Source organism: Salinarimonas rosea DSM 21201 (assembly GCF_000429045.1).
Taxonomy (GTDB): domain Bacteria; phylum Pseudomonadota; class Alphaproteobacteria; order Rhizobiales; family Beijerinckiaceae; genus Salinarimonas; species Salinarimonas rosea.
Genome location: NZ_AUBC01000007.1, coordinates 152,206 through 175,894 on the forward strand (window position 1 = coordinate 152,206; position 23,689 = coordinate 175,894).

At 69.7% G+C, this 23,689-nt stretch carries 21 protein-coding genes; 12 read left to right on the forward strand and 9 right to left on the reverse strand.

Annotated features, from left to right (window positions below; all coding sequences use genetic code 11):
- Positions 1–198 precede the first annotated feature (198 nt).
- A complete protein-coding gene (locus G407_RS26270) occupies positions 199–1,683 on the forward strand; it encodes an aldehyde dehydrogenase family protein (protein ID WP_043539160.1) in 1,485 nt (494 codons plus the stop codon).
- A 61-nt stretch (positions 1,684–1,744) separates the two neighbouring features.
- On the opposite strand, the gene G407_RS26275 is transcribed toward G407_RS26270, so the two are convergent.
- From G407_RS26275 to G407_RS0107290, 4 genes are all read right to left on the reverse strand, one after another.
- Positions 1,745–2,479 carry a GntR family transcriptional regulator gene (locus G407_RS26275; protein ID WP_052341060.1) on the reverse strand — a complete coding sequence of 245 codons (735 nt, stop codon included), beginning with the start codon at positions 2,477–2,479 and terminating at the stop codon, positions 1,745–1,747.
- A gap of 91 nt (positions 2,480–2,570) precedes the next feature.
- On the reverse strand, positions 2,571–3,608 hold the full coding sequence (locus G407_RS0107280; protein WP_029030285.1) for an Ldh family oxidoreductase: 1,038 nt from the start codon (positions 3,606–3,608) through the stop codon (positions 2,571–2,573).
- A gap of 56 nt (positions 3,609–3,664) precedes the next feature.
- The gene (locus G407_RS0107285; protein WP_029030286.1) at positions 3,665–4,684 is read right to left on the reverse strand and encodes a 4-hydroxyproline epimerase; all 1,020 of its coding nucleotides are present in this window, start codon (positions 4,682–4,684) and stop codon (positions 3,665–3,667) included.
- 13 nt (positions 4,685–4,697) lie between these two features.
- Positions 4,698–5,627, reverse strand: coding sequence for a dihydrodipicolinate synthase family protein (locus tag G407_RS0107290; RefSeq protein ID WP_029030287.1), 930 nt, complete (start codon positions 5,625–5,627; stop codon positions 4,698–4,700).
- 428 nt (positions 5,628–6,055) lie between these two features.
- Here G407_RS0107290 and G407_RS0107295 point away from each other — a divergent pair, with 428 nt between their 5' ends.
- The 9 genes from G407_RS0107295 to G407_RS0107335 all read left to right on the forward strand — a co-directional run bounded on the left by G407_RS0107295 (position 6,056) and on the right by G407_RS0107335 (position 17,406).
- Positions 6,056–7,489 (forward strand): aldehyde dehydrogenase family protein, encoded by a 1,434-nt coding sequence (locus G407_RS0107295; protein WP_029030288.1) that lies wholly within the window; start codon positions 6,056–6,058, stop codon positions 7,487–7,489.
- Positions 7,490–7,522: 33 nt separating this feature from the next.
- Positions 7,523–9,079 (forward strand): acetolactate synthase large subunit, encoded by a 1,557-nt coding sequence (locus G407_RS0107300; RefSeq protein ID WP_029030289.1) that lies wholly within the window; start codon positions 7,523–7,525, stop codon positions 9,077–9,079.
- A 122-nt stretch (positions 9,080–9,201) separates the two neighbouring features.
- Positions 9,202–10,785, forward strand: a complete 1,584-nt coding sequence (locus G407_RS0107305) for an ABC transporter substrate-binding protein (RefSeq protein ID WP_029030290.1) — start codon at positions 9,202–9,204, stop codon at positions 10,783–10,785.
- A 93-nt stretch (positions 10,786–10,878) separates the two neighbouring features.
- Positions 10,879–11,856, forward strand: coding sequence for an ABC transporter permease (locus tag G407_RS0107310; protein ID WP_029030291.1), 978 nt, complete (start codon positions 10,879–10,881; stop codon positions 11,854–11,856).
- A 4-nt stretch (positions 11,857–11,860) separates the two neighbouring features.
- Positions 11,861–12,697 carry an ABC transporter permease gene (locus tag G407_RS0107315; protein WP_029030292.1) on the forward strand — a complete coding sequence of 279 codons (837 nt, stop codon included), beginning with the start codon at positions 11,861–11,863 and terminating at the stop codon, positions 12,695–12,697.
- Positions 12,698–12,708: 11 nt separating this feature from the next.
- Positions 12,709–14,337: an ABC transporter ATP-binding protein gene (locus tag G407_RS0107320; RefSeq protein ID WP_210163088.1), complete on the forward strand. Its 1,629-nt coding sequence runs from the start codon at positions 12,709–12,711 to the stop codon at positions 14,335–14,337.
- Positions 14,338–14,433: 96 nt separating this feature from the next.
- Positions 14,434–15,429, forward strand: coding sequence for a histone deacetylase family protein (locus tag G407_RS0107325; protein WP_245259043.1), 996 nt, complete (start codon positions 14,434–14,436; stop codon positions 15,427–15,429).
- 13 nt (positions 15,430–15,442) lie between these two features.
- On the forward strand, positions 15,443–16,144 hold the full coding sequence (locus G407_RS0107330; protein ID WP_156917495.1) for a GntR family transcriptional regulator: 702 nt from the start codon (positions 15,443–15,445) through the stop codon (positions 16,142–16,144).
- Between the two features lie 50 nt (positions 16,145–16,194).
- Positions 16,195–17,406 (forward strand): Zn-dependent hydrolase, encoded by a 1,212-nt coding sequence (locus tag G407_RS0107335; RefSeq protein ID WP_029030296.1) that lies wholly within the window; start codon positions 16,195–16,197, stop codon positions 17,404–17,406.
- A gap of 32 nt (positions 17,407–17,438) precedes the next feature.
- On the opposite strand, the gene G407_RS32465 is transcribed toward G407_RS0107335, so the two are convergent.
- A complete protein-coding gene (locus G407_RS32465; protein ID WP_245259050.1) occupies positions 17,439–17,651 on the reverse strand; it encodes a hypothetical protein in 213 nt (70 codons plus the stop codon).
- Here G407_RS32465 and G407_RS0107340 point away from each other — a divergent pair.
- Positions 17,586–18,467 carry a phosphotransferase gene (locus G407_RS0107340; protein WP_342418132.1) on the forward strand — a complete coding sequence of 294 codons (882 nt, stop codon included), beginning with the start codon at positions 17,586–17,588 and terminating at the stop codon, positions 18,465–18,467. The two genes, G407_RS32465 and G407_RS0107340, sit on opposite strands and share 66 nt — an antisense overlap.
- Positions 18,464–19,762: an aspartate aminotransferase family protein gene (locus G407_RS0107345; RefSeq protein WP_029030298.1), complete on the forward strand. Its 1,299-nt coding sequence runs from the start codon at positions 18,464–18,466 to the stop codon at positions 19,760–19,762. Before G407_RS0107340 ends, G407_RS0107345 begins: the two co-directional genes overlap by 4 nt.
- A gap of 20 nt (positions 19,763–19,782) precedes the next feature.
- Here G407_RS0107345 and G407_RS0107350 read toward each other — a convergent pair whose 3' ends face one another.
- From G407_RS0107350 to G407_RS26280, 4 genes are all read right to left on the reverse strand, one after another.
- Positions 19,783–20,868 carry a M24 family metallopeptidase gene (locus G407_RS0107350; protein WP_043539162.1) on the reverse strand — a complete coding sequence of 362 codons (1,086 nt, stop codon included), beginning with the start codon at positions 20,866–20,868 and terminating at the stop codon, positions 19,783–19,785.
- Entirely contained in the window at positions 20,865–21,329 is a 465-nt protein-coding gene (locus G407_RS0107355; RefSeq protein ID WP_029030300.1) for a GAF domain-containing protein, read from the reverse strand. Before G407_RS0107355 ends, G407_RS0107350 begins: the two co-directional genes overlap by 4 nt.
- Positions 21,330–21,414: 85 nt before the next feature.
- Positions 21,415–23,007 carry an ABC transporter substrate-binding protein gene (locus G407_RS0107360; protein ID WP_029030301.1) on the reverse strand — a complete coding sequence of 531 codons (1,593 nt, stop codon included), beginning with the start codon at positions 23,005–23,007 and terminating at the stop codon, positions 21,415–21,417.
- On the reverse strand, positions 23,004–23,660 hold the full coding sequence (locus G407_RS26280; protein WP_052341061.1) for a helix-turn-helix domain-containing protein: 657 nt from the start codon (positions 23,658–23,660) through the stop codon (positions 23,004–23,006). Before G407_RS26280 ends, G407_RS0107360 begins: the two co-directional genes overlap by 4 nt.
- Positions 23,661–23,689 lie beyond the last annotated feature (29 nt).

Below are 23,689 nucleotides of genomic sequence, written 5' to 3' on the forward strand. Positions count from 1 at the left end.
GTCTCTCCTCTGGCCTTTGTGGCCGCCGCGAGGGGACGCCTCGAGCGACGGCCAGGCGACCGTAGCGGATTGTATAAAGTTTGCAATCGGCTTTTTTCAGCCGAGGTGAGGCCCCCGCCGGGTTCACGGATCCGCCGATCGATCGTATACAATCCGGACCTCGCGCCATCGGCGCGCGCCTGCTCTCACGGAGGATGCATGCAGATCACCGGCAAGAACTACATCGGCGGCGAGTGGCGCGACGGTGCCGACAGCGCCCCGAACATCAACCCGTCCAACACCGAGGACGTGATCGGGTCGTTCGCGGTCTCGACCGAGGCCGATGTCGCGAGCGCCGTCGCGGCGGCACGCGACGCCTTCCCTCGCTGGTCGCGGACCACGCCGCAGCAGCGGCACGACGTGCTGAGGCGCGTCGGCGACGAGATCCTGGCCCGGAAGGAGGAGATCGGCCGCATGCTCTCCCGCGAGGAGGGCAAGACGCTCGCCGAGGGCATCGCCGAGACGGCGCGCGCCGGCCAGATCTTCGGGTTCTTCGCCGGAGAGTGCCTGCGGTCCGCCGGCGAGCTGATCCCGTCGGTCAGGCCCGGCGTCGGCGTCGAGGTCACGCGCGAGCCGATCGGCGTCGTCGGCCTGATCGCGCCGTGGAACTTCCCCGCGGCGATCCCCGCCTGGAAGATCGCGCCGGCCCTGGCGTACGGCAATTGCGTCGTGTTCAAGCCCGCGGAGCTGGTTCCCGGCACCGCCTGGATGATCGCCGACGTCCTGTCCCGCGCCGGGCTTCCGGCCGGGGTCTTCAATCTGGTCATGGGCCCCGGGCGCGTCGTCGGCGAGGCCATCCTGCGCTCGAACGGGGTCGATGCGGTCTCGTTCACCGGCTCCGTCGCCACCGGCCGGCGGGTCGCCGCGGCGTGCGTCGCGGCAGACCCGATGAAGAAGGCGCAGATCGAGATGGGCGGGAAGAACCCGCTCGTCGTCCTCGACGACGCCGACCTGTCCGTCGCCGTCGAGTGCGCGATCAACGGCGCCTTCTACTCGACGGGACAGCGCTGCACCGCCTCGTCGCGCCTGATCGTCACGAAGGGCGTCCACGATCGCTTCGTCGACGCGATGGCCGAGCGCATGCGGACGCTGGTGGTCGGCGACGCCCTCGACCCGGCGACGCAGATCGGGCCCGTGGTCGATGGCCGTCAGCTCGAGCAGGATCTCTCCTATGTCGCCCTCGGTCGCGACGAGGGAGCCCGGCTCGTCCTCGGTGGAGAGCGCCTCGAGCGCGGGACGCCCGGCTTCTTCCTGTCGCCCGCCTTGTTCGCCGACGTCGACAACCGCATGCGGATCGCGCGGGAGGAGATCTTCGGGCCGGTCGCGACGGTCACCGTGGCCGCGGACTACGAGGAGGCGCTCTCGATCGCCAACGAAACGGAGTTCGGCCTCTCCGCCGGGATCTGCACGAGCAGCCTGAAGTATGCGTCACACTACAAGCGGAACGTCGAAGCGGGAATGGTGATGGTCAATCTTCCGACTGCGGGCGTGGACTATCACGTGCCGTTCGGCGGACGGAAGGGCTCCAGCTACGGACCACGCGAGCAGGGACGCTATGCCGTGGAGTTCTATACCACGGTGAAGACCGCCTACTCCTTCGACGACGTCGCGCCGCCGGTCCCCGGGACCGTCGCGAGCGAATGAGCGCGAGCGAATGAGCACGCGTGGGCCGCAACAGCGTTGCGGCCCACCGGACGGCTCTGCGCTACGCGCGCCCGGCGCCCCCGCCGCCCTCCGTCCGCGCGGAGCGCGTATCGGAGAGGAACGAGACGAGCGTGCGTCGCACGTTCTGAATGTGCTCCTTCAGGAGCGCACAAGCTCCCCGTATGTCCCGCTGCCTGCAGAGATCGACGAGAACGGCGTGCTCCTCCTCCGCGCGCACGCGGCCGTCCGTGAACGCCAGCTGGATCCTTGTGTAGCGATCGGTGTTCTGCAGGAGCGTCGCCACGATGACCGCCGTTCGAGGCTGGTCGGCGTGCTTGTAGAGGAGCATGTGGAGCTCGGTGTTCAGCGCTCCCCAGCGGCTCGGGTTCTCGGCCCGCATCTCCGCGCTGTATTCCGAGAGGATGGCGTCGAGGTCGGCGAAGTCGGCCTGGGTCAGCCGCGGTGCGGAGAGCTTGAGCAGCCTCGGCTCGAGCAGTGCGCGCAGGTCGAAGAGCTCCTCGACCTCCGAGACCGACAGCTCGGAGACGACCGCACCGCGATGCGGATGGATCTTGACGAGACCCTCGCTTTCGAGCTGGACCAGAGCCTCGCGGATCGGGATGCGGCTCACGCCGAACTCGCTCGCCAGGGCGTCCTGCCTGAGCTGGAAGCCGCCCGGGAACTCGCCTTCGAGGATCCGCCGCCGCAGTTCCTCGGCGGCGCTCAAGGCGATCGTGCGGTGACCGAGCACCTTGCGCCGGGCGACCAGCTGCGACCCGCGTTCCTTCACGTCCATAGACCTTCCTCACCCGGTGCCGGAGCCATCGCCGCACCGGAAACGCAGTTCGGAAGGTAGCGACGATCCGGCTCGTACGCCAGTGCGCAGGTCACCTGCCGATCTCTCCCGCGCGCAGGGCGTCGAGCTCGGCGTACAGGCTGCGCGGGACGAGGACGCCCTCCCGCTCGCTGCGGGCGCGCGCCTCGAAGCGCCGTTGCGACGGCAGGCGCGCGCCCGAGTCGACGATGCGCTCGAAGAGCGCCTCCGTACGCGCCAGGTGGTCGTCCACCGAGCCTCCCAGGAAGGTCCGCGGATCGAAGGCGACGACGAGCTCGCCGTGGAACGGCGCGGCACCTGCACCGCCGTCGAAGGCCATCGACTCGCTGCTCATCAGGTCGCCGACGAGAGGACCCGCCATCAGCTCGATCATCGCCGACAGCGCGGATCCCTTGTGTCCGCCGAACGTGAGCATCGCTCCCTCCAGAGCCGCCGACGGATCGGTGGTCGGGTGGCCAGCGTGGTCGAGCGCCCACCCCTCCGGGATCGGCTGCCCGTTGCGTTCCGCGAGCTGGATCTCCCCACGCGCGACGACGCTCGTCGCGAAATCGAACACGAACGGTTCGCCGGAGGGCCGCGGCCAGGCGAAGGCGAAGGGGTTGGTGCCGAAGACCGGCTTCGCACCACCCGCGGGCGCGACCCAGGAATGGCTCGGGGACATCGCGATCGCGGCGAGCCCCTGTTCCGCGAGGGCCTCGACCTCCGGCCAGAGCGCGGCGAAGTGGAAGCAGTTGTTGATGGCCATCGCCGCGATGCCGACGCTCCTGGCCTTGCTCACGAGCAGCGGGAGGCCCCGATCGAAGGCGAGGTTGGAGAAGGCCCTCTTCGCATCGACCCGGACGATGGCGGGGGAATGGTCGAAGACCTCCGGCCTCGCGTCGGCGTCGAGCTTGCCGGACCGGATCGTTCGCACGCAGCCGAGCAGGCGCCAGACGCCGTGCGACTGGCACTCGTCGCGCTGCGCGGCCCAGACGACACGGGCCACGCTCTCGGTCTGCTCCGGGGAGAGGCCCGCCGCGCGCAGCACCTCGTGGCAAAGCGCCAGGACCTCGTCGAGGGAGAGCCTGATCCTGTCGTCGGGGGCGTTCATCGGTTTTCCTGCAGTAGACTCGAAGAGGCCGCCGCCGACGCGGCACGGCCGAACCGCTATTCCGGCTGCGCGTCGGCGACGGAGAAGCCCGCGACGAACGGGTCGCGGTCGTCGAGCGTGATCGCGTTCTGCCCCGTCACCCGCGCCCAGCCCTCGATCGAGGGCACGATCGCCTCGAGATCGCCGACGCGGGTGCGCCCCTCGATCCGGCCCACGAAGGTCGAGCCGATGATGCTCTCGTGGACGAAGTCCTCGCCCTCGGCGAGCCGCCCCGTCGCGGCGAGTTGCGCCATGCGCGCCGAGGTACCGGTGCCGCAGGGCGAGCGGTCGATCGCCTTGTCGCCGTAGAAGACGGCATTGCGCGCGCTGCCTTCCGGCGTGCGCGCCGCCCCGGTCCAGAGCACGTGGGTGAGCCGGTCGATCGCCGGGTTCTCGGGATGGGCGATGGCATGGCGGGCGTTGAAGGCCGTGCGCAGGCGCGGGCTCAGCCGAAGGATGTCGGAGGGCTGGAGATCGGAGAGGTCGCCGTAGCCGGGCTGCGGCTCGACGATGGCGTAGAAGTTGCCGCCGTAGGCGACATCGACGCGGATCGTCCCGAATCCCTCGACCTCCACCTCGTAGTCACGCCCGAGCAGGAACGACGGGATGTTCGTCAGCCGCACCGAGGCGACGAAGGGCCCGTCCATCGTGTAGCGGGCCTCGACCAGGCCGGCGGGCGTGTCGAGCCGCAGCACACCGGGCTCGCGGGGCGTCACGAGCCCGTGCTCGACGATGGTCGTCACGGTGCCGATCGTGCCGTGGCCGCACATCGGCAGGCAGCCGGAGGTCTCGATGAAGAGGATGCCGACGTCGCAATCCGCCCGCGTCGGCGGGTAGAGGATCGCGCCCGACATCATGTCGTGCCCGCGCGGCTCGAACATCAGCCCGGTGCGGATGAAGTCGAACTCCGCCAGGAAGTGCCGGCGGCGTTCGAACATCGTGGCGCCCTCGAGGCGCGGCACGCTGCCGCCGGCGACGACCCGCACGGGATTGCCGCAGGTATGCCCGTCGATGCAGTAGAAGGTGTGCCGCGCCATCGCCTTCCTCCGGTCAGGCCGCTGCGCCGAGACCGACGTCCGGCAGGGTCGGACGGTTGGCCAGGGCCTTCTTCATCATGCTCTCGACCTCGGCGCGCTCGGCGTCCGACAGCGCCAGGCGCGGCGGCCGCGTACGATGAGTGCCGCGGCCCACGAGATGCTCGCAGAGCTTGATGCACTGGACGAGATCCGGCCGCGCGTCGAGGTGAAGGAGCGGCATGAACCACTCGTAGATCGGCATGGCCTCCTCGTAACGGCCGTCGCGCGCGAGGCGGAACAGCGTCTCTCCCTCGCGTGGGAAAGCATTCGACATGCCCGAGACCCAGCCCGCCGCGCCGAGCATGACGCTCTCGAGCACCGTGTCGTCGAGCCCCGCGAAGAGCGTGAAGCGGTCGCCGACGAGGTTGCGCACGTCGACGAAGCGGCGCGTGTCGCCGGACGATTCCTTGAAGCAGACGATGGTCTCGCAATCCGCGAGCGATGCCAGGATTTCCGGCGTGACGTCGTTCTTGTAGATCGGCGGGTTGTTGTAGACCATCACCGGCAGGTCGACGGCGGTCGCCACGCCGCGGAAATGCGCCGCAGTCTCGTGCGGCTTCGACGAGTACACGAGCGCCGGCATGACCATGATGCCGTCGACGCCGATGCGCTGCGCTTCACGGGCGACCTCGACCGCGAACGGCGTCGTGAACTCGGCGACGCCGGCGACGACCGGAACGCGACCGCGCGCCGCGTCCTTGGCGATCTCCATGATCTCGCGCTTCTCGGCGAAGGTGAGGGAGCAGTTCTCGCCCACGGTCCCGCCGATGATCAGCCCCGAGACGCCGTCGTTCACGAGCGCGTCGACGACGCGGTGCGTGCCGTCCCGGTCGAGCGAGAGATCCTCGTGGAACTGGGTGGTCACGGCGGGGAACACGCCCTGCCAGCTTACCGTCTTCGCCATGATCTGCGAGCCTTTCTCGGTGTCGGCGGATGAGCCGACAATGATTGTATAAAATCTACATTGTCAAGCGTGCAGGATCGCCGTGCCCGCATACCCGACCTGCGACATATGCCCCTGCGACCGGCGGAGCGCCCGACGGAGCCTCCCGCGCCGCGCGGCGCATTCCGGGCGTCGCCGACGGCGCGACCACGCTCGCTCACGGGACGAGGCGGAGGATAGAGGTCCCGGTCCCGCCTGGACGCGGCGAGCGACCATGGCCGCATCGGTCCGCAAGAGGAACGCAGCACGAACTTCCGAACGGCTCCCGCGCCCGAATCCCCATAGGTGTTCGGCCTGCCCTCCCTGGATCCACCGTCGACGCGGTTGCGCTTTGCCGAAAGTATACCGTCCGCGGAACCATGGAGCCAAGCGCGAGCTCGGAGGCAGCGATGCGGGACTTTCCCAACTTCTACGTGAACGGTGCCTGGACGCCGGCCCACGGACGGACCATGCTCGAGGTCGTCGATCCGGCCAGCGAGGAATCGTTCGCCCGCATCGCCATGGGCGACTCGATCGATGTCGACGCGGCCGTCGCCGCGGCGAAGCATGCCTTCGCCGGGCAGATGCGCAGCAGCCGCCGGGAGCGCGAAGACCTTCTGGAGAGCGTCGTCGCGACCTACGAACGCCGTTACGACGACATCGTCGAGGCGATCACGCGCGAGATGGGAGCGCCCCTTTCGTTTTCCCGGGAGGCTCAGGCCGCTGCGGGCCTCGGGCACCTCGGGCAAGCTCTGGAGGCGCTGCGTGCCTACCGTTTCGATGAGGCCATCGGCGATACGCTGGTCGCGCGCGAGCCGATCGGCGTGTGCGCCCTGATCACGCCCTGGAACTGGCCCATGAACCAGATCGCCTGCAAGGTCGGGCCCGCTCTCGCTGCAGGCTGCACGATGGTGCTGAAGCCCAGCGAGATCGCGCCGATCTCGGCGATCGTCTTCAGCGAGGTGCTGCACGAGGCGGGTGTTCCGGCGGGCGTCTACAACATGATCCACGGCGACGGCGAGACCGTCGGGCAGGCTCTGGCCGGCCACCGCGACGTGGACATGGTCTCGTTCACCGGATCCACCCGCGGCGGGATCGCGGTCGCCCTGACCGCCGCACCGACGGTCAAGCGCGTGGCGCAGGAACTCGGCGGGAAGTCGGCGAACATCCTCCTGCCCGACGCCGATCTGGCGCGCGCCGTTTCGCATGGAGCGCGCCAGTGCTTCTCGAACAGCGGTCAGTCGTGCAACGCGCCCACCCGGATGCTGGTCCCGCGCGATCGCCAGGAGGAGGCCATCGCGATCGCCCGCCGGGTCGCGGAGGAAACGCGTGTCGGCGATCCGCGCTCTCCTGCGACCACGATCGGGCCGGTCGTCAGCCGGCGCCAGTTCGACAGGATCCAGTCCCTGATCGAGATCGGCATCGCGGAAGGCGCACGCCTGGTGGCGGGGGGGCCCGGCCAGCCGGACGGGCTGAACCGGGGATACTACGTCCGACCGACCATCTTCGCGGACGTCCACAACGACATGACGATCGCCCGCGAGGAGATCTTCGGTCCTGTGCTGGCGATGATCCCGTACGGCGACGAGGAAGAGGCGATCGCGATCGCCAACGACACGATCTACGGCCTCGCGAGCTACGTCAGCTCCGGCGACCTCGACCGGGCGCGACGGGTCGCACGACGCCTGCGGTCCGGAATGGTCCACCTCGACGGCGCCCCGGCCGAGCTGCCGGCTCCCTTCGGCGGCTACAAGCAGTCGGGCAACGGCCGCGAATGGGGCCGCTTCGGCCTGGAAGACTATCTCGAGACGAAGTCCATCTTCGGCTTCCGTCCGGCCGGCTAGATGCGATCGCATGCGTCGAGGAGGACACGATCGATGAACGGTGCAGACAGGCTCTGCGACACGCTCCTGGCCAACGGGGTGGACGTCTGCTTCGCCAACCCGGGAACGTCGGAGATGCATTTCGTCGCGGCGCTGGACGAGCGCCCGCAGATGCGCTGCGTGCTGGGGCTCTTCGAGGGGGTCGTCACCGGCGCCGCGGACGGCTACGCACGGATGACCGACCGGCCCGCGGCAACGCTGCTGCACCTGGGACCCGGGCTCGCCAACGGGCTGGCCAACCTCCACAACGCCAGGCGCGCGCGGACCCCGATGGTCAACGTCGTCGGCGATCATGCGACCTACTTCCTCCATCACGATGCGCCGCTCACGAGCGACATCGACAGCCTCGCCCGGCCGATGTCGGACTGGCTCGGGCGCGCCGGGGCGGCCGGCGACGTGCAGCGCCTGACGGAAGAGGCCTATGCGGCGTCCATGCGCCTGCCCGGGGTCTCGACGCTCGTCCTGTCGGCCGATGCGGCCTGGGGCGAGCTGGCGCCTGCGGCCGCGCCCGCCCCGGTGGTCCTGCCCCCCTTGCGTCCGGTCGAGCCGCATCGGGTGCGGGAGGCGGCCGCACGCCTGCGGTCCGAAGCCCGTGTCGCCCTTCTCCTCACCGGATCGGCCCTGAGGGCCGGGCCGCTGGCGACGGCCGGGCGGATCGGGGACGCCATGGGCGCGCGCCTGCTGATGCAGACGTCCAACGGCCGGGTCGAGCGCGGAGCCGGACGGGTCGAGATCGACCCGGTACCCTACGCGGTCGACGCCGCGGTCGCGGCGCTGGCGGACATCGATGCCGTGATCGTGGTGGGCGCGAAGGTCCCCGTGGCGTTCTTCGCCTATCCCGGCAAGCCGGGCGTTCTTCTTCCCCCGGGCTGCGAGATCATCGAGCTCGCCCGCCACGGCGCCGATCTCGACGGCGCTCTCGACGCGCTCGCCGAGGAGCTCGGGGTCTCGACCCGCCGCCCTGCAGGGGTCGCGAGGACGCAGGGGGCCGACACGGCGATGCCTCGGGGACGCCTGACGGCCGATGCCGTCACCTGGATGACCGCACGAGCGCTGCCCGATGCCGCGATCGTCGCAGACGAGACGATCTCGGCCGGCGCCCGGTTCTTCGAGCAGTCCCGCACATCGGCGCCTCACGACTACCTTCGGATCACGGGTGGAGCCATCGGCATCGGCATCCCGCTCGCCACCGGCGCGGCCATCGCATGCCCGGACCGCAAGGTGATCTCGCTGCAGGCCGACGGCAGCGGGATGTACACGGTCCAGGGCTTGTGGACGCAGGCGCGCGAACGCCTCGACGTCGTGACGATCGTCTTCGCGAACCGCACCTACGGCATCCTCCATGGCGAGATGACGAATGTCGGCGTCGAGCAGTTCGGGCGGAATGCCACGCGCATGCTGAACATCGACGACCCCGCGCTGGATTGGGTGTCGCTCGCGAACGGCATGGGCGTCGAGGCCGCACGTGCCGACACGACGGAGCGGTTCGCCGATCTCCTGAGCACCGCCGTCGGAGGCAGGGGCCCGTTCCTCATCGAGGCACGGATCTGACGCCTCCGCCGAGATGGTCTTGACGGAGGGCGCCGCATCGGCCTACGCTCTCAGCGTATGATGCATCAAACAACAAATACGGCCGCCAACAAGGCGGACACGGCAACGACGGGAAGGAAGCCATGAGGGATACCACCAAAAGGTTGCTCGCCGCAACCGCGATCCTCGCGCTCGGCCTGGTGCCGGCCGCCGCACAGGGGTCCGCGGAGGAGCCGCGGGCCGGCGGGGTGCTCAACATGATCGCCCAGCCCGAACCGCCCATGCTGATGGTCGGGCTGAACACGCAGGGCCCCACGCTGTATGTCGGCGGCCAGATCTACCAGAGCCTGCTCACCTACGGGCAGAACCTCGAGGTGCTGCCCTCCCTGGCGAAGGCCTGGACCGTGTCCGACGACGGTCTCACCTACACGTTCACGCTGGAGGACGACGTTCGCTGGCACGACGGAGAGCCCTTCACCTCGGCCGACGTGGTGTTCACGGCCGACGCGTTCCTTCGTGAGGCCCATCCCCGCTGGCGGCATATCGCGACGACCTACGTCGACTCGATCGAGGCTCCGGACGAGCAGACCGTCGTCTTCCGGCTGAGCAAACCGTTTTCCGCGTTCATCTATGCGTTCGAGCTGAGCTCGTTCCCGGTCGTGCCGCGCCACATCTACGAGGGCACGGACTATCGGACCAATCCGGCCAACCAGACCCCGATCGGGACCGGCCCGTTCAAGCTGCAGGAATGGCGTCGCGGCTCGTATATCCACCTCGTGCGCAACGAGGACTACTGGAAGGAGGGGCTGCCGCTTCTCGACGAGCTCTACTTCCGGATCATTCCCGATTCGGCCTCCCGCGCCGTCGCGTTCGAGCGCGGGAGCGTGGACGTGCTGCGGGGCGGCGACGTCGAGGGATTCGAGGTGCGACGGCTGTCCGGCCTGCCGGATGCGCAGACGACGACCGAGGGCTGGGAGATGTACTCGCCCGTCGTCTTCCTGCAGATGAACCTCCGGGAGCCTCCGTTCGACGACGTGCGCATCCGCAAGGCGGTGATGCACGCGCTCGATCGCGACTTCATCGTCGAGAACGTCTTCTTCGGCCTCGGCGAGCCGGCGACGAGCCCGATCGCCTCGACGACCCGCTTCCACAGCGAAGACACCGTCGCCTATCCCTACGATCTCGACGAGGCCAAGCGCCTCGTCGAGGAAGCGGGCCTCGACGCCCAGGCCCATCCGGTCCGGCTCATGCCGCTGCCCTACGGATCCCAATGGGATCGCCTGGCCGAGTACGTGAAGCAGCAGCTCGAGGACATCGGGCTGGTCGTCGACATCCGAGGCGTCGATCCCGGCGGCTGGTCCCAGGCGCTCTCGGAATGGGATTTCGACGTCACCTTCAACTTCACCTACCAGTACGGCGATCCCGCGCTCGGCGTCGCGCGCCATTACCTGTCGTCGAACATCATCAAGGGGACGCCCTTCGGCAACAACCAGGGCTACGACAATCCGAGGGTGGACGAGCTCTTCCTGGAGGCGGCCGGGGCCGTCGATCTCCAGGAGGCGGCGGACGCCTATGCCGAGGCGCAGACGATCCTCACCGACGAGGTGGCGCTCGGGTGGCTCTTCGAGATGCGCAACGTGACGATCATGCGCGACGACGTTCGGAACCTGGTTCGAACCGGGATCGGCGTCAACGAGGCGATGGACGAGGTCTGGCTCGACCGCTGAGGCGTCCTCGAGCGCCGACGCAGGCGCTCCGCCGGCCGGCCGGCGATCCGGCCGGCCCTTCCCTCCTCACTCGAGATTCGGCTGGAGGTACGGGTGAGAACACTCGAGTTCCTGGCGTCGCGGCTGGGAAAGGCGGTGCTCGTCGTGATCGGCGTCGTCGTCCTCAACTTCCTGCTCATCCAGCTCGCACCGGGCGATCCCGCCGCGGTCCTCGCGGGCGAGGCCGGAGCCGGGGACGAGCTCTACCTGGCGCAGCTGCGCGAACAGTTCGGGCTCGATCGCCCGCTCCACGTGCAGCTGCTGAGCTACCTCGGCAACGTCCTGTCCGGGGACCTCGGGTATTCCTACCGGAACCAGGTGCCCGTGCTCGAGCTGATCGCCGACCGGCTTCCCGCCACCCTGCTCCTGACCGGCAGCGCCTTCGTGTTCTCCCTGGTGCTCGGCGTGCTGCTCGGGATTCTCGCGGCCAGCCGTCGCGGGACTGCCGCCGACACGGTCATCATGACCGGTGCACTGGTCTTCTACGCGACCCCTCTCTTCTGGATCGCCCTGATGGCCGTGCTGGTCTTCTCGATCTACCTGCCGTGGCTGCCGCCCTTCGACATGGAGACCATCGGCGCCGGCTACACGGGCTGGCGACGTGCGCTCGACATCGCACATCACCTCGTCCTGCCGACCGTCACGCTGGGGCTCTTCTTCACGGCGACCTACGCCCGCATCACGCGCGCCTCGATGCTGGAGGTGATGAGCCTCGACTTCGTCAAGACCGCCCGGGCGAAGGGCGTCCAGCAGGGACGGATCATCCGCAGGCACGTGCTCCGGAACGCGATCCTGCCGGTATTCACGCTCGCGAGCGTCCAGGCCGGCCAGCTCGTCGGCGGAGCGGTGCTGACGGAGACGGTATTCGCGTGGCCGGGCATCGGACGGCTGATGTTCGATGCCCTGTTCCAGCGCGACTACCCGGTGCTGCTCGGCGTCTTCCTCGTCACGGCGATCATGGTCGTCCTCGTCAATCTCGCGGCCGATCTCCTCTACAGGATCGTCGATCCGCGAATCGAAACGGCGGCATAGCGACATGTCCTTTCTCCGGCTTTTCGCCCGAAACAAGGGGGCCGTGATCGGCCTCGTCATCCTCGGCACGGTCGTTGCGATCGCTGCGGCTGCCCCGCTCCTCTACCCGGAGGACCCGTGGAGGAGCGTCGGTCGTCCCCTGCTCCCGCCGTTCGAGAACCTGCGCTTCCCGCTCGGGACCGACATGCTCGGGCGCGATATCGCCGCGGGCATCGCCCACGGCGCGCGGGTCTCGCTGCTCATCGGGCTCGTCTCGACGAGCGTGGCGGTCCTGATCGGGGTCGGGCTGGGTGCCGTCGCCGGCTTCCTCGGAGGGCGGCTGGACGACCTGCTGATGCGCTTCACCGAGTTCTTCCAGACCATCCCGGCCTTCGCGATGGCGATCCTCCTCGTCGCGATCTTCACGCCGAGCATCGCCTCGATCATCCTCGCCATCGCCGTCGTCTCCTGGCCACCGGTCGCGCGCCTCGTCCGCGGCGAGTTCCTCACCTTGAGGTCGCGCGAGTTCGTGCAGGCCGCCGTGGTGATCGGGCAGAGCGGTCCGCGGATCATGTTCTCGCAGATCCTGCCGAACGCCATGTCGCCGATCATCGTCGCCGGATCGCTGATGGTCGCCACCGCCATCCTGACGGAGAGCTCCCTCTCCTTCCTCGGTCTCGGGGACCGGAACATGATGAGCTGGGGATTCATGATCGGGGCGGCTCGCACGATGCTGCGCGACGCCTGGTGGATGAGCGTGTTTCCCGGGCTGGCGATCCTCCTGACGGTGCTCGCGATCAACCTCGTCGGCGAGGGGCTGAACGACGCGATGAACCCGCACCTGCGCGGCCGGCGAGCATGAGGGAACCGCACATGCCGACAGACGCGCCGCTGCTGCAGGTGGAGGGCCTGCACATCCCGCTCCCCGGCGGATCCGAGCGCACGTATGCGGTCGAGGACGCCTCCTACACCCTCGCGAACGGGGAGATCCTGTGCCTCGTCGGGGAGTCGGGCTCCGGCAAGTCCATGACGGCGAACGCCATCATGGGGCTGCTCCCCGAGCACCTGACCCCGACGCGCGGCCGCATCCTGTTTCGCGGGCGCGACCTGCTCACGCTGTCCGAAGCGGAGCTGTCTCGCGAGCGCGGGCGGTCGATCGCGATGATCTTCCAGGAGCCCCTGTCCGCTCTCAACCCGTTGATGCGGATCGGCGACCAGATCGCCGAGGTTCTGGAGGTGCACGGCGAAGGGGACAGGGCGACGCGTGAGCGCCGGGTCGCGGAGCTGCTCGACTTCGTCGGGCTGCCCGATCCCGCCCTGCTGCGGGACGCGTACCCTTTCCGCCTGTCCGGCGGGCAGCGCCAGCGGGTGATGATCGCCATGGCGCTCGCGCTGGAGCCGGCGATCCTCGTCGCCGACGAGCCGACGACGGCTCTCGACGTGACCACGCAGGCGCAGATCCTCGAGCTGATCCGCCGCATCCAGCGCGCGAAGGGGATGGGAGTGCTGTTCATCACCCACGACTTCGGCGTCGTGGCGGACATCGCCGATCGGGTCGCGGTCATGGAGAAGGGCCGCGTGGTGGAGCAAGGCCGCGCCGCGGACGTGCTCGATCGCCCCCGTCATCCCTATACACGCCGGCTGATCGCCGCGGTTCCTCACCGCGAGGACGCGGCGACGAAGGCGCCTCCGTCCGGACCGAGCCTGCTGGAGGTCCGCAACCTGTCGAAGACCTACAGGCCCGGCGGCGGCCTCTTCACGCGGCCGCGCGTCGTCCGCGCGCTCGACGACGTCAGCTTCACGCTCCGTCGCGGCGAGACGCTCGGCGTCGTGGGCGAATCCGGGTCGGGAAAATCGACGCTGGGCCGCTGCATCCTCAAGCTGCTTTCGGCCGACGCCGGCGAGATCCGGTTCCAGGGGCGCGACATCGTCCCGCTGAGCCCGAGGCAGTTTCGCCCGCTGCGGCGTCATCTCCAGATGGTCTTCCAGGACCCGTTCGCCTCGCTCAACCCGCGACAGACCGTCGGCCGCATCCTCAGCGACGGGCCGCGCGCCAACGGCGTGTCGGCGACGGCAGCCGTCGCACGCGCGCGAGAGCTCCTGGAGCTGGTCGGGCTGGATGCCTCGGCGATCGACCGGTACCCCGGGGAGTTCTCGGGCGGCCAGCGCCAGCGCATCGGCATCGCCCGCGCACTGGCGCTCGACCCCTCCCTCCTCGTCGCGGACGAGAGCGTCTCCGCGCTCGACGTCTCGGTGCAGGCTCAGGTCCTCGAGCTGCTGAAGGAGCTGCAGGTGCGCCTCGACATCGGGATCATCTTCATCACGCACGATCTGCGGGTTGCCGCCCAGATCTGCGACCGGATCGCCGTCATGCAGAACGGCAGGATCGTCGAGAGCGGCACGCCCGCGCAGGTCTTCGACGCCCCCGAGCACGCCTACACCCGTCGGCTGGTCGACGCGATCCCCGGACTGCACTGGGATCCGCGCGCCGCGGTCGCGTGACCGACAAGACCGCTCCGACGCGAAACCCGTGGAGACACCGACGCCATGCGTGCGTTCTTTCATCCTGACCAGCAGCTGCACGATCCCAAGCAATTCATGCGGGTCGGCCGGATCTGCGGCCCCAACGACCTGCCCACGCGGACCGCAGCCCTCGTCGGCGCGTTGCGGACCCGAGGGGTGGACCCCGAGGTGCCGGCGGAGGCGGGCCTCGAGCCGGCGGCGTCCGTGCACGACGCGCGATACCTCGGGTTCCTGGAGAGCGCATACGAGCGGTGGGCCTGCATTCCGGGCGCGGGGCCGGAAGTGCTTCCGAACGCCGCTCCCTACTGGAACGGATCTCCGGAGCGAGACGCGCGTCCGGGCTGCCGGTCCCCGTCCGTGGTTGCCGAGGCCTGCTACTACCTGGGCGATCTAGCCGTCCCGATCGGCCCCGACACCTGGCAGTCCGCGCTCGCCTCGAGCCACAGCGCCTGGGCGGCTGCGGACGCCGTGATCGCGGGCGACAAGTGTGCCTATGCACTCTGCCGCCCGTCGGGTCACCACGCCCGCGCGGACCGCGCCTCCGGCTTCTGCTACCTGAACAACGCCGCCATCGCCGCCCAGCGCTTGAGGAGCCGCTTCGATCGGGTCGCCGTCCTCGACGTCGATGCGCATCACGGCGACGGCACGCAGGAGATCTTCTATCGACGCTCGGACGTGATGACCGTCTCGCTGCACGTCGACCCGGAGGCCTACTACCCGTTCTTCACCGGCTACGCGGACGAGCGCGGTGCCGGCGACGGCCTCGGCTTCAATCTCAACCTCCCTCTGAAGCCCCGCGCCGGCGACGTCACCGTGCTGGGAGCGTTGGACCGGGCTCTGGAAGCCGTCGCGCGCTTCGGTGCACGCGCCCTGGTTGTTTCGCTGGGCTTCGACATGCACCGTGACGACCCGCTTTCCATGCTCGGCGTGAAGACCGCGGCCTACGGAGAGATCGGCCGCCGCATCGCCGACGTACGCATGCCGACCGTCGTGGTTCAGGAAGGCGGATATCGCGTATGCGTCATCGGAGCCTGCCTCGGTGAGTTCGTCGACGGGCTGCGCGCGGGCTGAAGGGCTGATGCAGATGAATGGAAGACGAGACGGAGCGCCGACCGCCGCCGATCTCTTCGAGCCGGTCGATGCGGCGCGCTTGGGCGAGCTGGTCTACCAGCGCGTCGCAGACGCGCTCATGAAGGGCGCGCTCGAGCCGGGAGAACGGCTTCGCATCCGCGAGATCGCGCAGCAGGTGGGTACCAGCGTCACTCCCGTGCGCGATGCCATCATGCGGCTCGTCCAGGAAGGTGCGCTGACGATGCGCAGCGCGCGCGACATTCGCGTGCCCTACGTCGGCTCCGACCAGTATCGGGAGATCCGTCGCATCCGCCTCCAGCTCGAGGGCCTCGCGGCGGAGGACGCCGCACGGGCGGCGACGAGCGACGACCTCGCGCGCCTCGCCGCGATCATCGCCGCGAACGAGCGCGCCATTGCCGACCGTGACATCGGTCAGGCGGTCGCTCTCAACCAGGTCTTCCACTTCGCTCTGGCGGAGATCGCCGTCTTGCCCATCCTGCGCGACATTCTCAGGCTTCTCTGGCTGAAGAGCGGACCCGTGATCGCGGCCGGATACGACGTCGGCGGCCGGGTCATGATCGACCACCACTACATCGTTCTCGACGCCATCCGGCGAAAGGACCCGGAGGCAGCGCGGAGCGCCATCTGCCGGGACATCATGGCCGGCGGGGACGCGATCCTCGCGACGGGGCTGCTGGACGAGGAGCAGGCATGACGATTTCGGGATCCGACAGCGCGCCTCTCGACCCGGGCGCCCGGGTCGACATGCAGCGCTTCTGCTCCACCCTGGACCGCTCGTCTTCGATCGGAGCGGGCCGCCCCGGAGGCTTGAGCCGCTTGGCTCTCACGGATGCCGATCGCGAGATGCGGGACGTGTTCGTCGCGTGGTGCCGGGAGGCCGCGCTCGAGGTGCGAGTCGACCGGGTGGGCAACATCTTCGCGCGGCGGGAGGGGCGCGAGCCCACGTCGGCTCCCGTTCTGCTCGGGAGCCATCTCGACACGCAGGCGAACGGCGGCCGCTTCGACGGGGTGGTCGGAGTCCTCGGCGCCCTGGAGGTCGTGCGGCGGCTCGCGGACCTGGGCCACACGACCAAGCGACCGATCGAGATCGTCAGCTGGACCAACGAGGAGGGGGCCCGCTTCTCCCCGCCCATGACGGCCTCCGGCTGCTATGCGGGCGCCTACACCGTCGACTGGGTTCACGATCGCCGTGCCGAGGACGGAGCGCGCTTCGGCGACGAGCTCGCGCGGATCGGGTATTGCGGGGACGCGCCGGTGGGAGGCACGCCGGACGCCTACCTGGAGCTCCACATCGAGCAGGGGCCGATCCTGTCGGCCGAGGGGACTGCGCTGGGCATCGTCTCGCACGCGTACGCCTCGCACGGTTTCCAGGTCGCGTTCACGGGCGAGACGGCCCACACCGGGCCGTGGCCCATGGAGCGCAGGCGCAACGCGCTGGTCGCAGCCGCGCGCCTGATGGTCGCCGTCGACGAGATCGGATGGGATCATGCGGGCACCGGCGGAAAGGCCACGGCAGCGCGCGTCTCCGCGTGGCCGAACAAGGCCGGCACCCTTTCGGAATGGGCCGAGGTCGTCTGCGATGTCCGCCACGAATGCGCGGTGACGGCGGGCGTGATGGCCGAGCGGACCAGGCGCGCAATCGGCGAAGCGGCGGCGCGATCGGGGTGCGACGCGACGATCGTCGACAGCTGGAGCTGGGGCGGCCGCATCTTCTCCGACGAGCTCGCCGAGCTCGGCCGGCTGACGGCGCGCCGGCTCGGCTACTCGTGGCGCGACATCCCCAGCCAGGCGGGTCACGACGCCTACTTCCTCTCCCGTGTGTGCCCCACGGCGATGATCTTCACGCCCTGCCGGGACGGCGTGACGCACAATTCCGAGGAGCTCGCCGAGCCGGGCGACCTGGAGCCGGGGCTGAACCTTCTTCTCCACGTCGCCGCGGCGCGAGCCGACAGGTAGGCGAGATGGCCACAAGCGACGTGCGCGACCTCTCATTCACACCCGCGGACCGGGTCGATTGCGACCTGGCCGAGGCCCTGGCGAGACGCCACTTCGGCATCGACGGGCGAGCGAAGCGCCTGAGCGGCGAGAAGGATGCCAACTTCCTGCTGCGCGAGGCCGGCGGGCGACGCCTCGTCATGAAGATCGGAAGCGGCGATCAGGATCTGCCGGCATCGCTCGCGCAGGGCGCCGCGCTCGGGCATGTCGCGCTCCGAGATCCGAGCCTTCCCATCCCCAGGGTCGTCGAGACGCTGGACGGGCGGACGACGGCGACATGGAGGTCGGCCAGAGGCGAGCGGCCGGTGCGGATGGTGACGTTCCTGGACGGCGTCCCGCTGCAATCGGCCCCGCGCTCGCAACGCCAGCGCAGGAACCTCGGGAGGACCCTGGCCCGGCTCGCGCTGGCCCTGAAGGACTTCGGCGGTGTGGTCGAGGACCCCACGATGCTGTGGGACCTGCAGCGGGCGCCCAGGGTTCGGGCGATGGTCGACGCGATCCCGGCCCTGCGCGACCGCCCCCTCGTCGACCGGTTCCTCGACGCCTTCGACCGGGACGTCGCCGCGGCGTTGCCGATGCTCCGCGCGCAGGCCATCCACAACGACGCGAACCCGCAGAACGTGCTGGTCGACGCGGCCGACACCGATCGGATCGCCGGCCTGATCGACTTCGGAGACATGGTGCACGGCCCGCTCGTCCAGGAACTGGCCGTCGCGGCGTCCTACCAGTCGACCGCCGAGGGGCATCCGCTCGCCGGTGCGGCGGACGTGGTGGCGGGGTTCCACGAATGCCTGCCGCTCGAAGCCGGCGAGCTCGACCTGCTCTACGACCTGATCGCGACGCGTCTCGTGCTCGTCATCGTCATCGGTGGCTGGCGCGCATCCTGCGAGCCGGCGAACCGCGAGTACGTGCTTCGGAACAGCGAGGCCGCGTGGAGCAGCCTCGCGCGCCTGGGGAGCCTCTCGCGAGACGAGGCCCGGGCGTTCCTCGGCGAAGCCTGCAGGGAGGGCGCCCGGCGATGAGCACGACCGACAGACGCGATCCGACGACCGCGACCGGGGGGCCGGATGGCGACAGGCGCCTGATCGCGCGCCGCCGAGCACTGCTCGGTCCCGCCTATCGGCTGTTCTACTCGGAGCCGGTGCATGTGGTCAGGGGGGAGGGGGTCTGGCTCTACGACCCGGACGGAAACCGCTACCTCGACGCCTACAACAACGTCGCCTGCGTCGGCCACAGCCATCCGCGCGTGGTCGACGCCATCGCCCGGCAGGCGGCGGTCCTGAACACGCACACCCGCTATCTCCACGAGACGGTGCTCGACTACGCGGAACGCCTCCTGGGCCATTTCCCGCGCGCGCTGGGCCACGTGATGTTCACCTGCACGGGCAGCGAGGCCAACGATCTCGCGCTGCGCGCCGCGCGCGTCTTCACGGGCGGCACCGGCTTCGTCGTGACCGAGAACGCGTACCACGGCGTGACGCTCGCGCTCGCCGGCATGTCGCCCTCGCTGGGGATGCAGCAATTGTCGCGCGACGTGCGCGTCGTCCCGGCGCCGTTCCGCGACGACACCGGTGCGCGTTTCGCCGGCGATGTCGCTGTAGCCGTCGAGGACCTCGCGGCAGCGGGTGTGCGGCCGGCCGGGCTCATCGTCGACACGATCTTCTCGAGCGACGGTGTGATACCCGATCCCCGCGGCTTCCTGCGGCCTGCCGTGGAGACCATCCGCCGGGCCGGAGGGCTGTTCATCGCCGACGAGGTGCAGCCGGGCTTCGGGCGCACCGGCACGCACATGTGGGGCTTCGAGCGCCATGAGATCGTCCCGGACATCGTGACGCTCGGGAAGCCGATGGGCAACGGGCATCCCGTTGCCGGGCTGGTCGCCAAGCCCGAGGTCCTCGCCGCCTTCGGCGAGCAGATGCGCTACTTCAACACGTTCGGTGGGAACCCCGTGTCGTGCGCGGCCGGGCTCGCCGTGCTCGACATCATCGCCGAGGAGCGGCTGCTCGGCCGCGTCGAGGCGACGGGGAGAGTTCTCCGGGCCGGCCTGGAAGAGATCGCCGCCCGCCGTGGAGGCTTGGGCGAGATTCGCGCCGCGGGCCTCTTCGTCGGCGTCGACGTGACCGCGGACGCCGGCGGCAGGGCGCCGGAGAGGGCGGCACACATCGTCGATGCGCTCCGTCGGCGGCGCGTGCTCGTCGGCGCGGCCGGGCGCGACGGGTCCGTGCTCAAGATCCGCCCGCCGCTCGTCTTCGACGAGGAGCACGCCGGTCGTCTGCTCGAGGCGCTGGACGGCGTGCTGTCCGAAATGCCGGGCTGACGCGCCCGGACGCACCGACCTCAGCGCCCCGCCGTCGCGGGCGCTCTCGAGCGGGACGAGAGGATGCGCGCGCCGTCCGACGTCACGACCGCGACCTCCTCGAGGCGAACCCCGAAGCGACCCGGAAGGTAGATGCCGGGCTCGATCGTGAACACCATCCCGGGCTCGAGCACGGTGTCGCTCGTCGCCGTCACGTAGGGGCCCTCGTGAACCTCGGTGCCGAGCCCGTGGCCCGTACGGTGCGTGAAGTAGGGCCCGTAGCCGGCCGCCTCGATCACGCCCCGTGCCGCTGCATCGACCGCGCGGGCCCGAACGCCCGGGCGGATGGCCGACAGGGCCGCCTCGACCGCGGCATCGACGACGGCGTGCACCTCGCGATACCCTTCCGGCGGCTCGCCGAGGATCGCCATGCGGGTGATATCGGAGCAGTATCCCTGCTTGCGTCCGCCGATGTCGATCAGGACGACGGCTCGATCGCCGACGCGCGCCTCGCCCGTGTGGTGATGCGGAAAGGCGCTGTTGCCGTCGATCGCGACGATGGCGAATTGCGGCTGCGCGCCCTCGGCGGCGAACGCCGACCGGGCGACGTCGGCGAGCTCCGCCTCGGAGATGCCCGGCCGAAGGGCCGCGGCGACGGCGGCCTGGGCGCGGTCGGCGATCGCCGCGTTCTCGGCCAGGAGGTGCAGCTCGTCGGGGGTCTTGCTCATCCGCAAGGCCCCGATAGTCTCGGCGGCATAGCTCCGCTCGACACCCGGAAGGAAGTCCAGCAGGGTGAGCGCGAAATCCGCGCGCATCGCCTCGTCGAGGCCGACGCGCGCGGGCGTGCCGCCGATGCGCGTCAAGGCGTCGTTCAACGCCTGGATCGGTCCGTCTGCGTCGGCCCATTCGCAGAAGGGCAGGTCCGTGTGCTGCCGCGCATCCGCGGCGTTCAGGGCAGGCATCACGAACGTGGCCTGGTCGCGCCCCACGAGGAGAAGGCACAGACGCTCGTCGGGGTGCGGCGCGAACCCGAGCAGCCAGCCCATGTGGGCACCGGGAGCGATCGCGACGAGGTCGGTGCCCGTCGCGGCCATGCGGTCCCGGAGGCGGTTCAGACGATCGATCATGCCGATTGCTCCTGGCGCAGGCTGGACATCGCCCGGATCAGGTCCGGGCGCTGCGCGGCGACGAGGGACTCGAGCCGGCTCACGGTTTCCGGGGTGAAATGCCCTGCCCGGTCGAGGATATTCACGGTACCCACGACGGATTCCCCGTCACGCACGGGGATGTTGAGCGCCGCCGCGCATCCCAGAGCCGTGATCCGGGGATGGTCGGAGAAGAACGCGGAAAAATCCTCGGTCCTGTTGGCGACGAAGCTGCGCCCTTCGTCGATCACCTGCCGCGTCCACGCATCGGAGCGCATCGGCTTGGCACCGGAGGTGGGGTAGTCGTCCGGATGCGAGGTGTAGGCGCGTCGCGCGAGCCCGGCATCGCGGTCCAGGATCATGACGGTGAAGAGGCGAGCGCCGCAAGCGGCATCGGCCGCTCGATGCAGAGCGGCGAATGTCTCGGCTGGAGAGGTGGTCATCTCGGGGTTCCTGGTGTCGGCTCGCGCCGGAGAAACGCCCCGGGAGCAACCCGGGGCGCAATGCGACCGTCTCTCGGTCCGCTGGTCATTCCTTGGTCACGAGGCGGTAGTAGACGAAGTCGGAGGTGGCGCCGTTCACGAAGCCTTCCACGTCGTCCGCCATGGCGACCTGCTTGACCGCCTGGAACATCACCACGAAGGGCGCCACCTCCTGCATCTCGCGCTGGAGCTCGCGGTACATCTCCAGGCGTCGCTCCGCGTCGGGCTCCGCGAGCGCAGCCATCGTCTTGGCGTTGGTGGCGTCGGACGGTTGCCAGGCGTTGCGCCACGTGGTCGTGGACTGGTAGGCGTCGTCCGAATTGTTCGTGTTGTAGGCGAAGGCCTTGGCGTTGGAGTGCGGGTCCATGAAGTCCGGCCCCCAATACAGGAGCATGGCCTCGTGCGCGCGTCCCCGGTACCGGGTGATCACCTGGGCGCCGGTGCCGGGCAGGATCTCGAACTCGATGCCGGCCGGGGCGAAGGACGCCTGCAGCGCCTGCGCCATGTCGGTGAACGGGGTCGAGTTGATGACGTCGAGCGTCACCCGGATCGGCAGCTCGACGCCGGCCTCCTCGAGAATCGCGCGCGCCTTCTCCGGATCGTAGGAGAAGGGGATGTCCGTGACGGCTCCCGGGAAGCCGGCCGGCCAGAAGGCCTGATGGACCTCCATCTGGCCGTCGAGGAAGCTCGAGGCCATGCCCTCGTAGTCGACGAGCCAACGCGCCGCTTCCCAGACCGCGGGGTCGGTGAGTGCGTCGACCTTCTGGTTGAAGGAGATCCAGTGCACCGCGGCCTGCGGATACGTCTCCACGTCGATCCCGGAATCGTCGGCCAGCCCCGCCACCTGGTCGGGCGTGAGGTTCTTGGCCATGTCGACGTCGCCGGATTCGAGCAGGAGCCGCTGCGTCGCCGCTTCGGGCACGTGACGGATGACGACCTGCTTCATCGCCGGCGCGCCCGCGAAGTAGTCCTCGTTCGCGGTGAGCGCGAGCATCTCCGCGGGGCGGTAGGCGCGCAGGGAGAAGGGACCCGTGCCCGCCGAGTTGCGGTTGAGCCACGCGTTGCCCAGGTCGCCGTCGACCGCGTTCGCCATCACGGTCTCCATGTCGACCACGGAGGCGGGACGCGCCGCGAGCACGTTGAGGACGAAGGACGGAGCGAAATCACCCGCGTAGCGGACCGTGACCGTGTTGCCGTCCGCGGTCACCATCTCGCGAATGTTCTCCGGCGTCCAGCCGAGCTGCGTCAGGATGAAGGCGGGCGCCTTGTTCAGCACCACGACACGCTCGAACGAGCCGACGACGTCTTCGCCGCGCAGCGGATTGCCGGAATGGAAGGTCACGCCGTCGCGCAGGGTGAACGTGATCGTCTTCGCGTCCGCATCGACCTCCCACGACGTCGCGAGACCCGGCGCCAGCGTTTCCGTGTCGACCGCATCGTACTGGACGAGGCGATCGTACGTGTTCGTGACGTACTCGCCGGAAGAGAACTCGTAGGCCTGGGCCGGGTCGATGCTGACGATGTCGTCGATGTTCTGGGCGACGACGAGGGCGTCGGCGGGGGTGTCGGCGGAGGCGGGGCCTAGCGCCGGCATCAGGGCGAAGAGGCTGACGGCGAGGGCAGCACCGAGACGTCTCATGATCCACTCCGGTCGTTGGGATCGGTCGCGGCGCGCGGCTCGCGCTGCGGCAGATCCGGGTTTTTGCCGAGCAGCCGGGGCGAGGTGCCCGTCCAGAGCAGACGGGCAGGCTCGTCTCCGACGTTGGCGAAAGCGTGCGGGGTCTCACCCATGTAGTGGAGGCTGTCTCCCGCCTCGAGCTCGAGGGTGACGTCTCCCAGCGTCTGCCGAATGCGCCCCTCGAGCACGAGGACGAATTCCTCGCCGGTATGCCGCACCACCTCGGACGTATAGCCGACGGGGAGGTGCACGATCAGCGCCGAGAGCGCGCCTCCGGGCAATGTCGTGGTCAGGCGCTCGTAGGCGAGCGAGCTGCTGGCGATGGCGAAGAGCGGGCGCTCGCCCGCGCGGCTGACGGCGTCGAGCGGCTTGGGGGCGGCGACGAAGTAGTCGATGTCGACCCCGAGGGCGTCGCCCAGCGCTGCGAGCGTGCCGAGCGACGGCGTCGCCTTGTCCCGCTCCACCTGGCTGAGAAAACCCACCGAGATGCCCGCCTGGTCCGACAGCGCCTGGAGCGTCAGCCCCGCCTTGCGGCGCAGCTCGCGAATGCGCACTCCGCACCGCGGCGCAGCGCGCGACGGCGTCTGGTCGAGGCGTTCCGCCGGCAGGTTCATCAGGCAGCTCCGAAAACCTCTTTGACCTC

What these genes read in the sequence shown, in the direction of transcription:
- G407_RS26270 (WP_043539160.1), top strand. Translation starts at nt 199, where the DNA reads ATGCAGATCACCGGCAAGAACTACATCGGCGGCGAGTGGCGCGACGGT.
- G407_RS26275 (WP_052341060.1), bottom strand. Translation starts at nt 2,479, where the DNA reads ATGGACGTGAAGGAACGCGGGTCGCAGCTGGTCGCCCGGCGCAAGGTG.
- G407_RS0107280 (WP_029030285.1), bottom strand. Translation starts at nt 3,608, where the DNA reads ATGAACGCCCCCGACGACAGGATCAGGCTCTCCCTCGACGAGGTCCTG.
- G407_RS0107285 (WP_029030286.1), bottom strand. Translation starts at nt 4,684, where the DNA reads ATGGCGCGGCACACCTTCTACTGCATCGACGGGCATACCTGCGGCAAT.
- G407_RS0107290 (WP_029030287.1), bottom strand. Translation starts at nt 5,627, where the DNA reads ATGGCGAAGACGGTAAGCTGGCAGGGCGTGTTCCCCGCCGTGACCACC.
- G407_RS0107295 (WP_029030288.1), top strand. Translation starts at nt 6,056, where the DNA reads ATGCGGGACTTTCCCAACTTCTACGTGAACGGTGCCTGGACGCCGGCC.
- G407_RS0107300 (WP_029030289.1), top strand. Translation starts at nt 7,523, where the DNA reads ATGAACGGTGCAGACAGGCTCTGCGACACGCTCCTGGCCAACGGGGTG.
- G407_RS0107305 (WP_029030290.1), top strand. Translation starts at nt 9,202, where the DNA reads ATGAGGGATACCACCAAAAGGTTGCTCGCCGCAACCGCGATCCTCGCG.
- G407_RS0107315 (WP_029030292.1), top strand. Translation starts at nt 11,861, where the DNA reads ATGTCCTTTCTCCGGCTTTTCGCCCGAAACAAGGGGGCCGTGATCGGC.
- G407_RS0107320 (WP_210163088.1), top strand. Translation starts at nt 12,709, where the DNA reads ATGCCGACAGACGCGCCGCTGCTGCAGGTGGAGGGCCTGCACATCCCG.
- G407_RS0107325 (WP_245259043.1), top strand. Translation starts at nt 14,434, where the DNA reads ATGCGGGTCGGCCGGATCTGCGGCCCCAACGACCTGCCCACGCGGACC.
- G407_RS0107330 (WP_156917495.1), top strand. Translation starts at nt 15,443, where the DNA reads ATGAATGGAAGACGAGACGGAGCGCCGACCGCCGCCGATCTCTTCGAG.
- G407_RS0107335 (WP_029030296.1), top strand. Translation starts at nt 16,195, where the DNA reads ATGCAGCGCTTCTGCTCCACCCTGGACCGCTCGTCTTCGATCGGAGCG.
- G407_RS0107340 (WP_342418132.1), top strand. Translation starts at nt 17,586, where the DNA reads ATGAAGATCGGAAGCGGCGATCAGGATCTGCCGGCATCGCTCGCGCAG.
- G407_RS32465 (WP_245259050.1), bottom strand. Translation starts at nt 17,651, where the DNA reads ATGCCCGAGCGCGGCGCCCTGCGCGAGCGATGCCGGCAGATCCTGATC.
- G407_RS0107345 (WP_029030298.1), top strand. Translation starts at nt 18,464, where the DNA reads ATGAGCACGACCGACAGACGCGATCCGACGACCGCGACCGGGGGGCCG.
- G407_RS0107350 (WP_043539162.1), bottom strand. Translation starts at nt 20,868, where the DNA reads ATGATCGATCGTCTGAACCGCCTCCGGGACCGCATGGCCGCGACGGGC.
- G407_RS0107355 (WP_029030300.1), bottom strand. Translation starts at nt 21,329, where the DNA reads ATGACCACCTCTCCAGCCGAGACATTCGCCGCTCTGCATCGAGCGGCC.
- G407_RS0107360 (WP_029030301.1), bottom strand. Translation starts at nt 23,007, where the DNA reads ATGAGACGTCTCGGTGCTGCCCTCGCCGTCAGCCTCTTCGCCCTGATG.
- G407_RS26280 (WP_052341061.1), bottom strand. Translation starts at nt 23,660, where the DNA reads ATGAACCTGCCGGCGGAACGCCTCGACCAGACGCCGTCGCGCGCTGCG.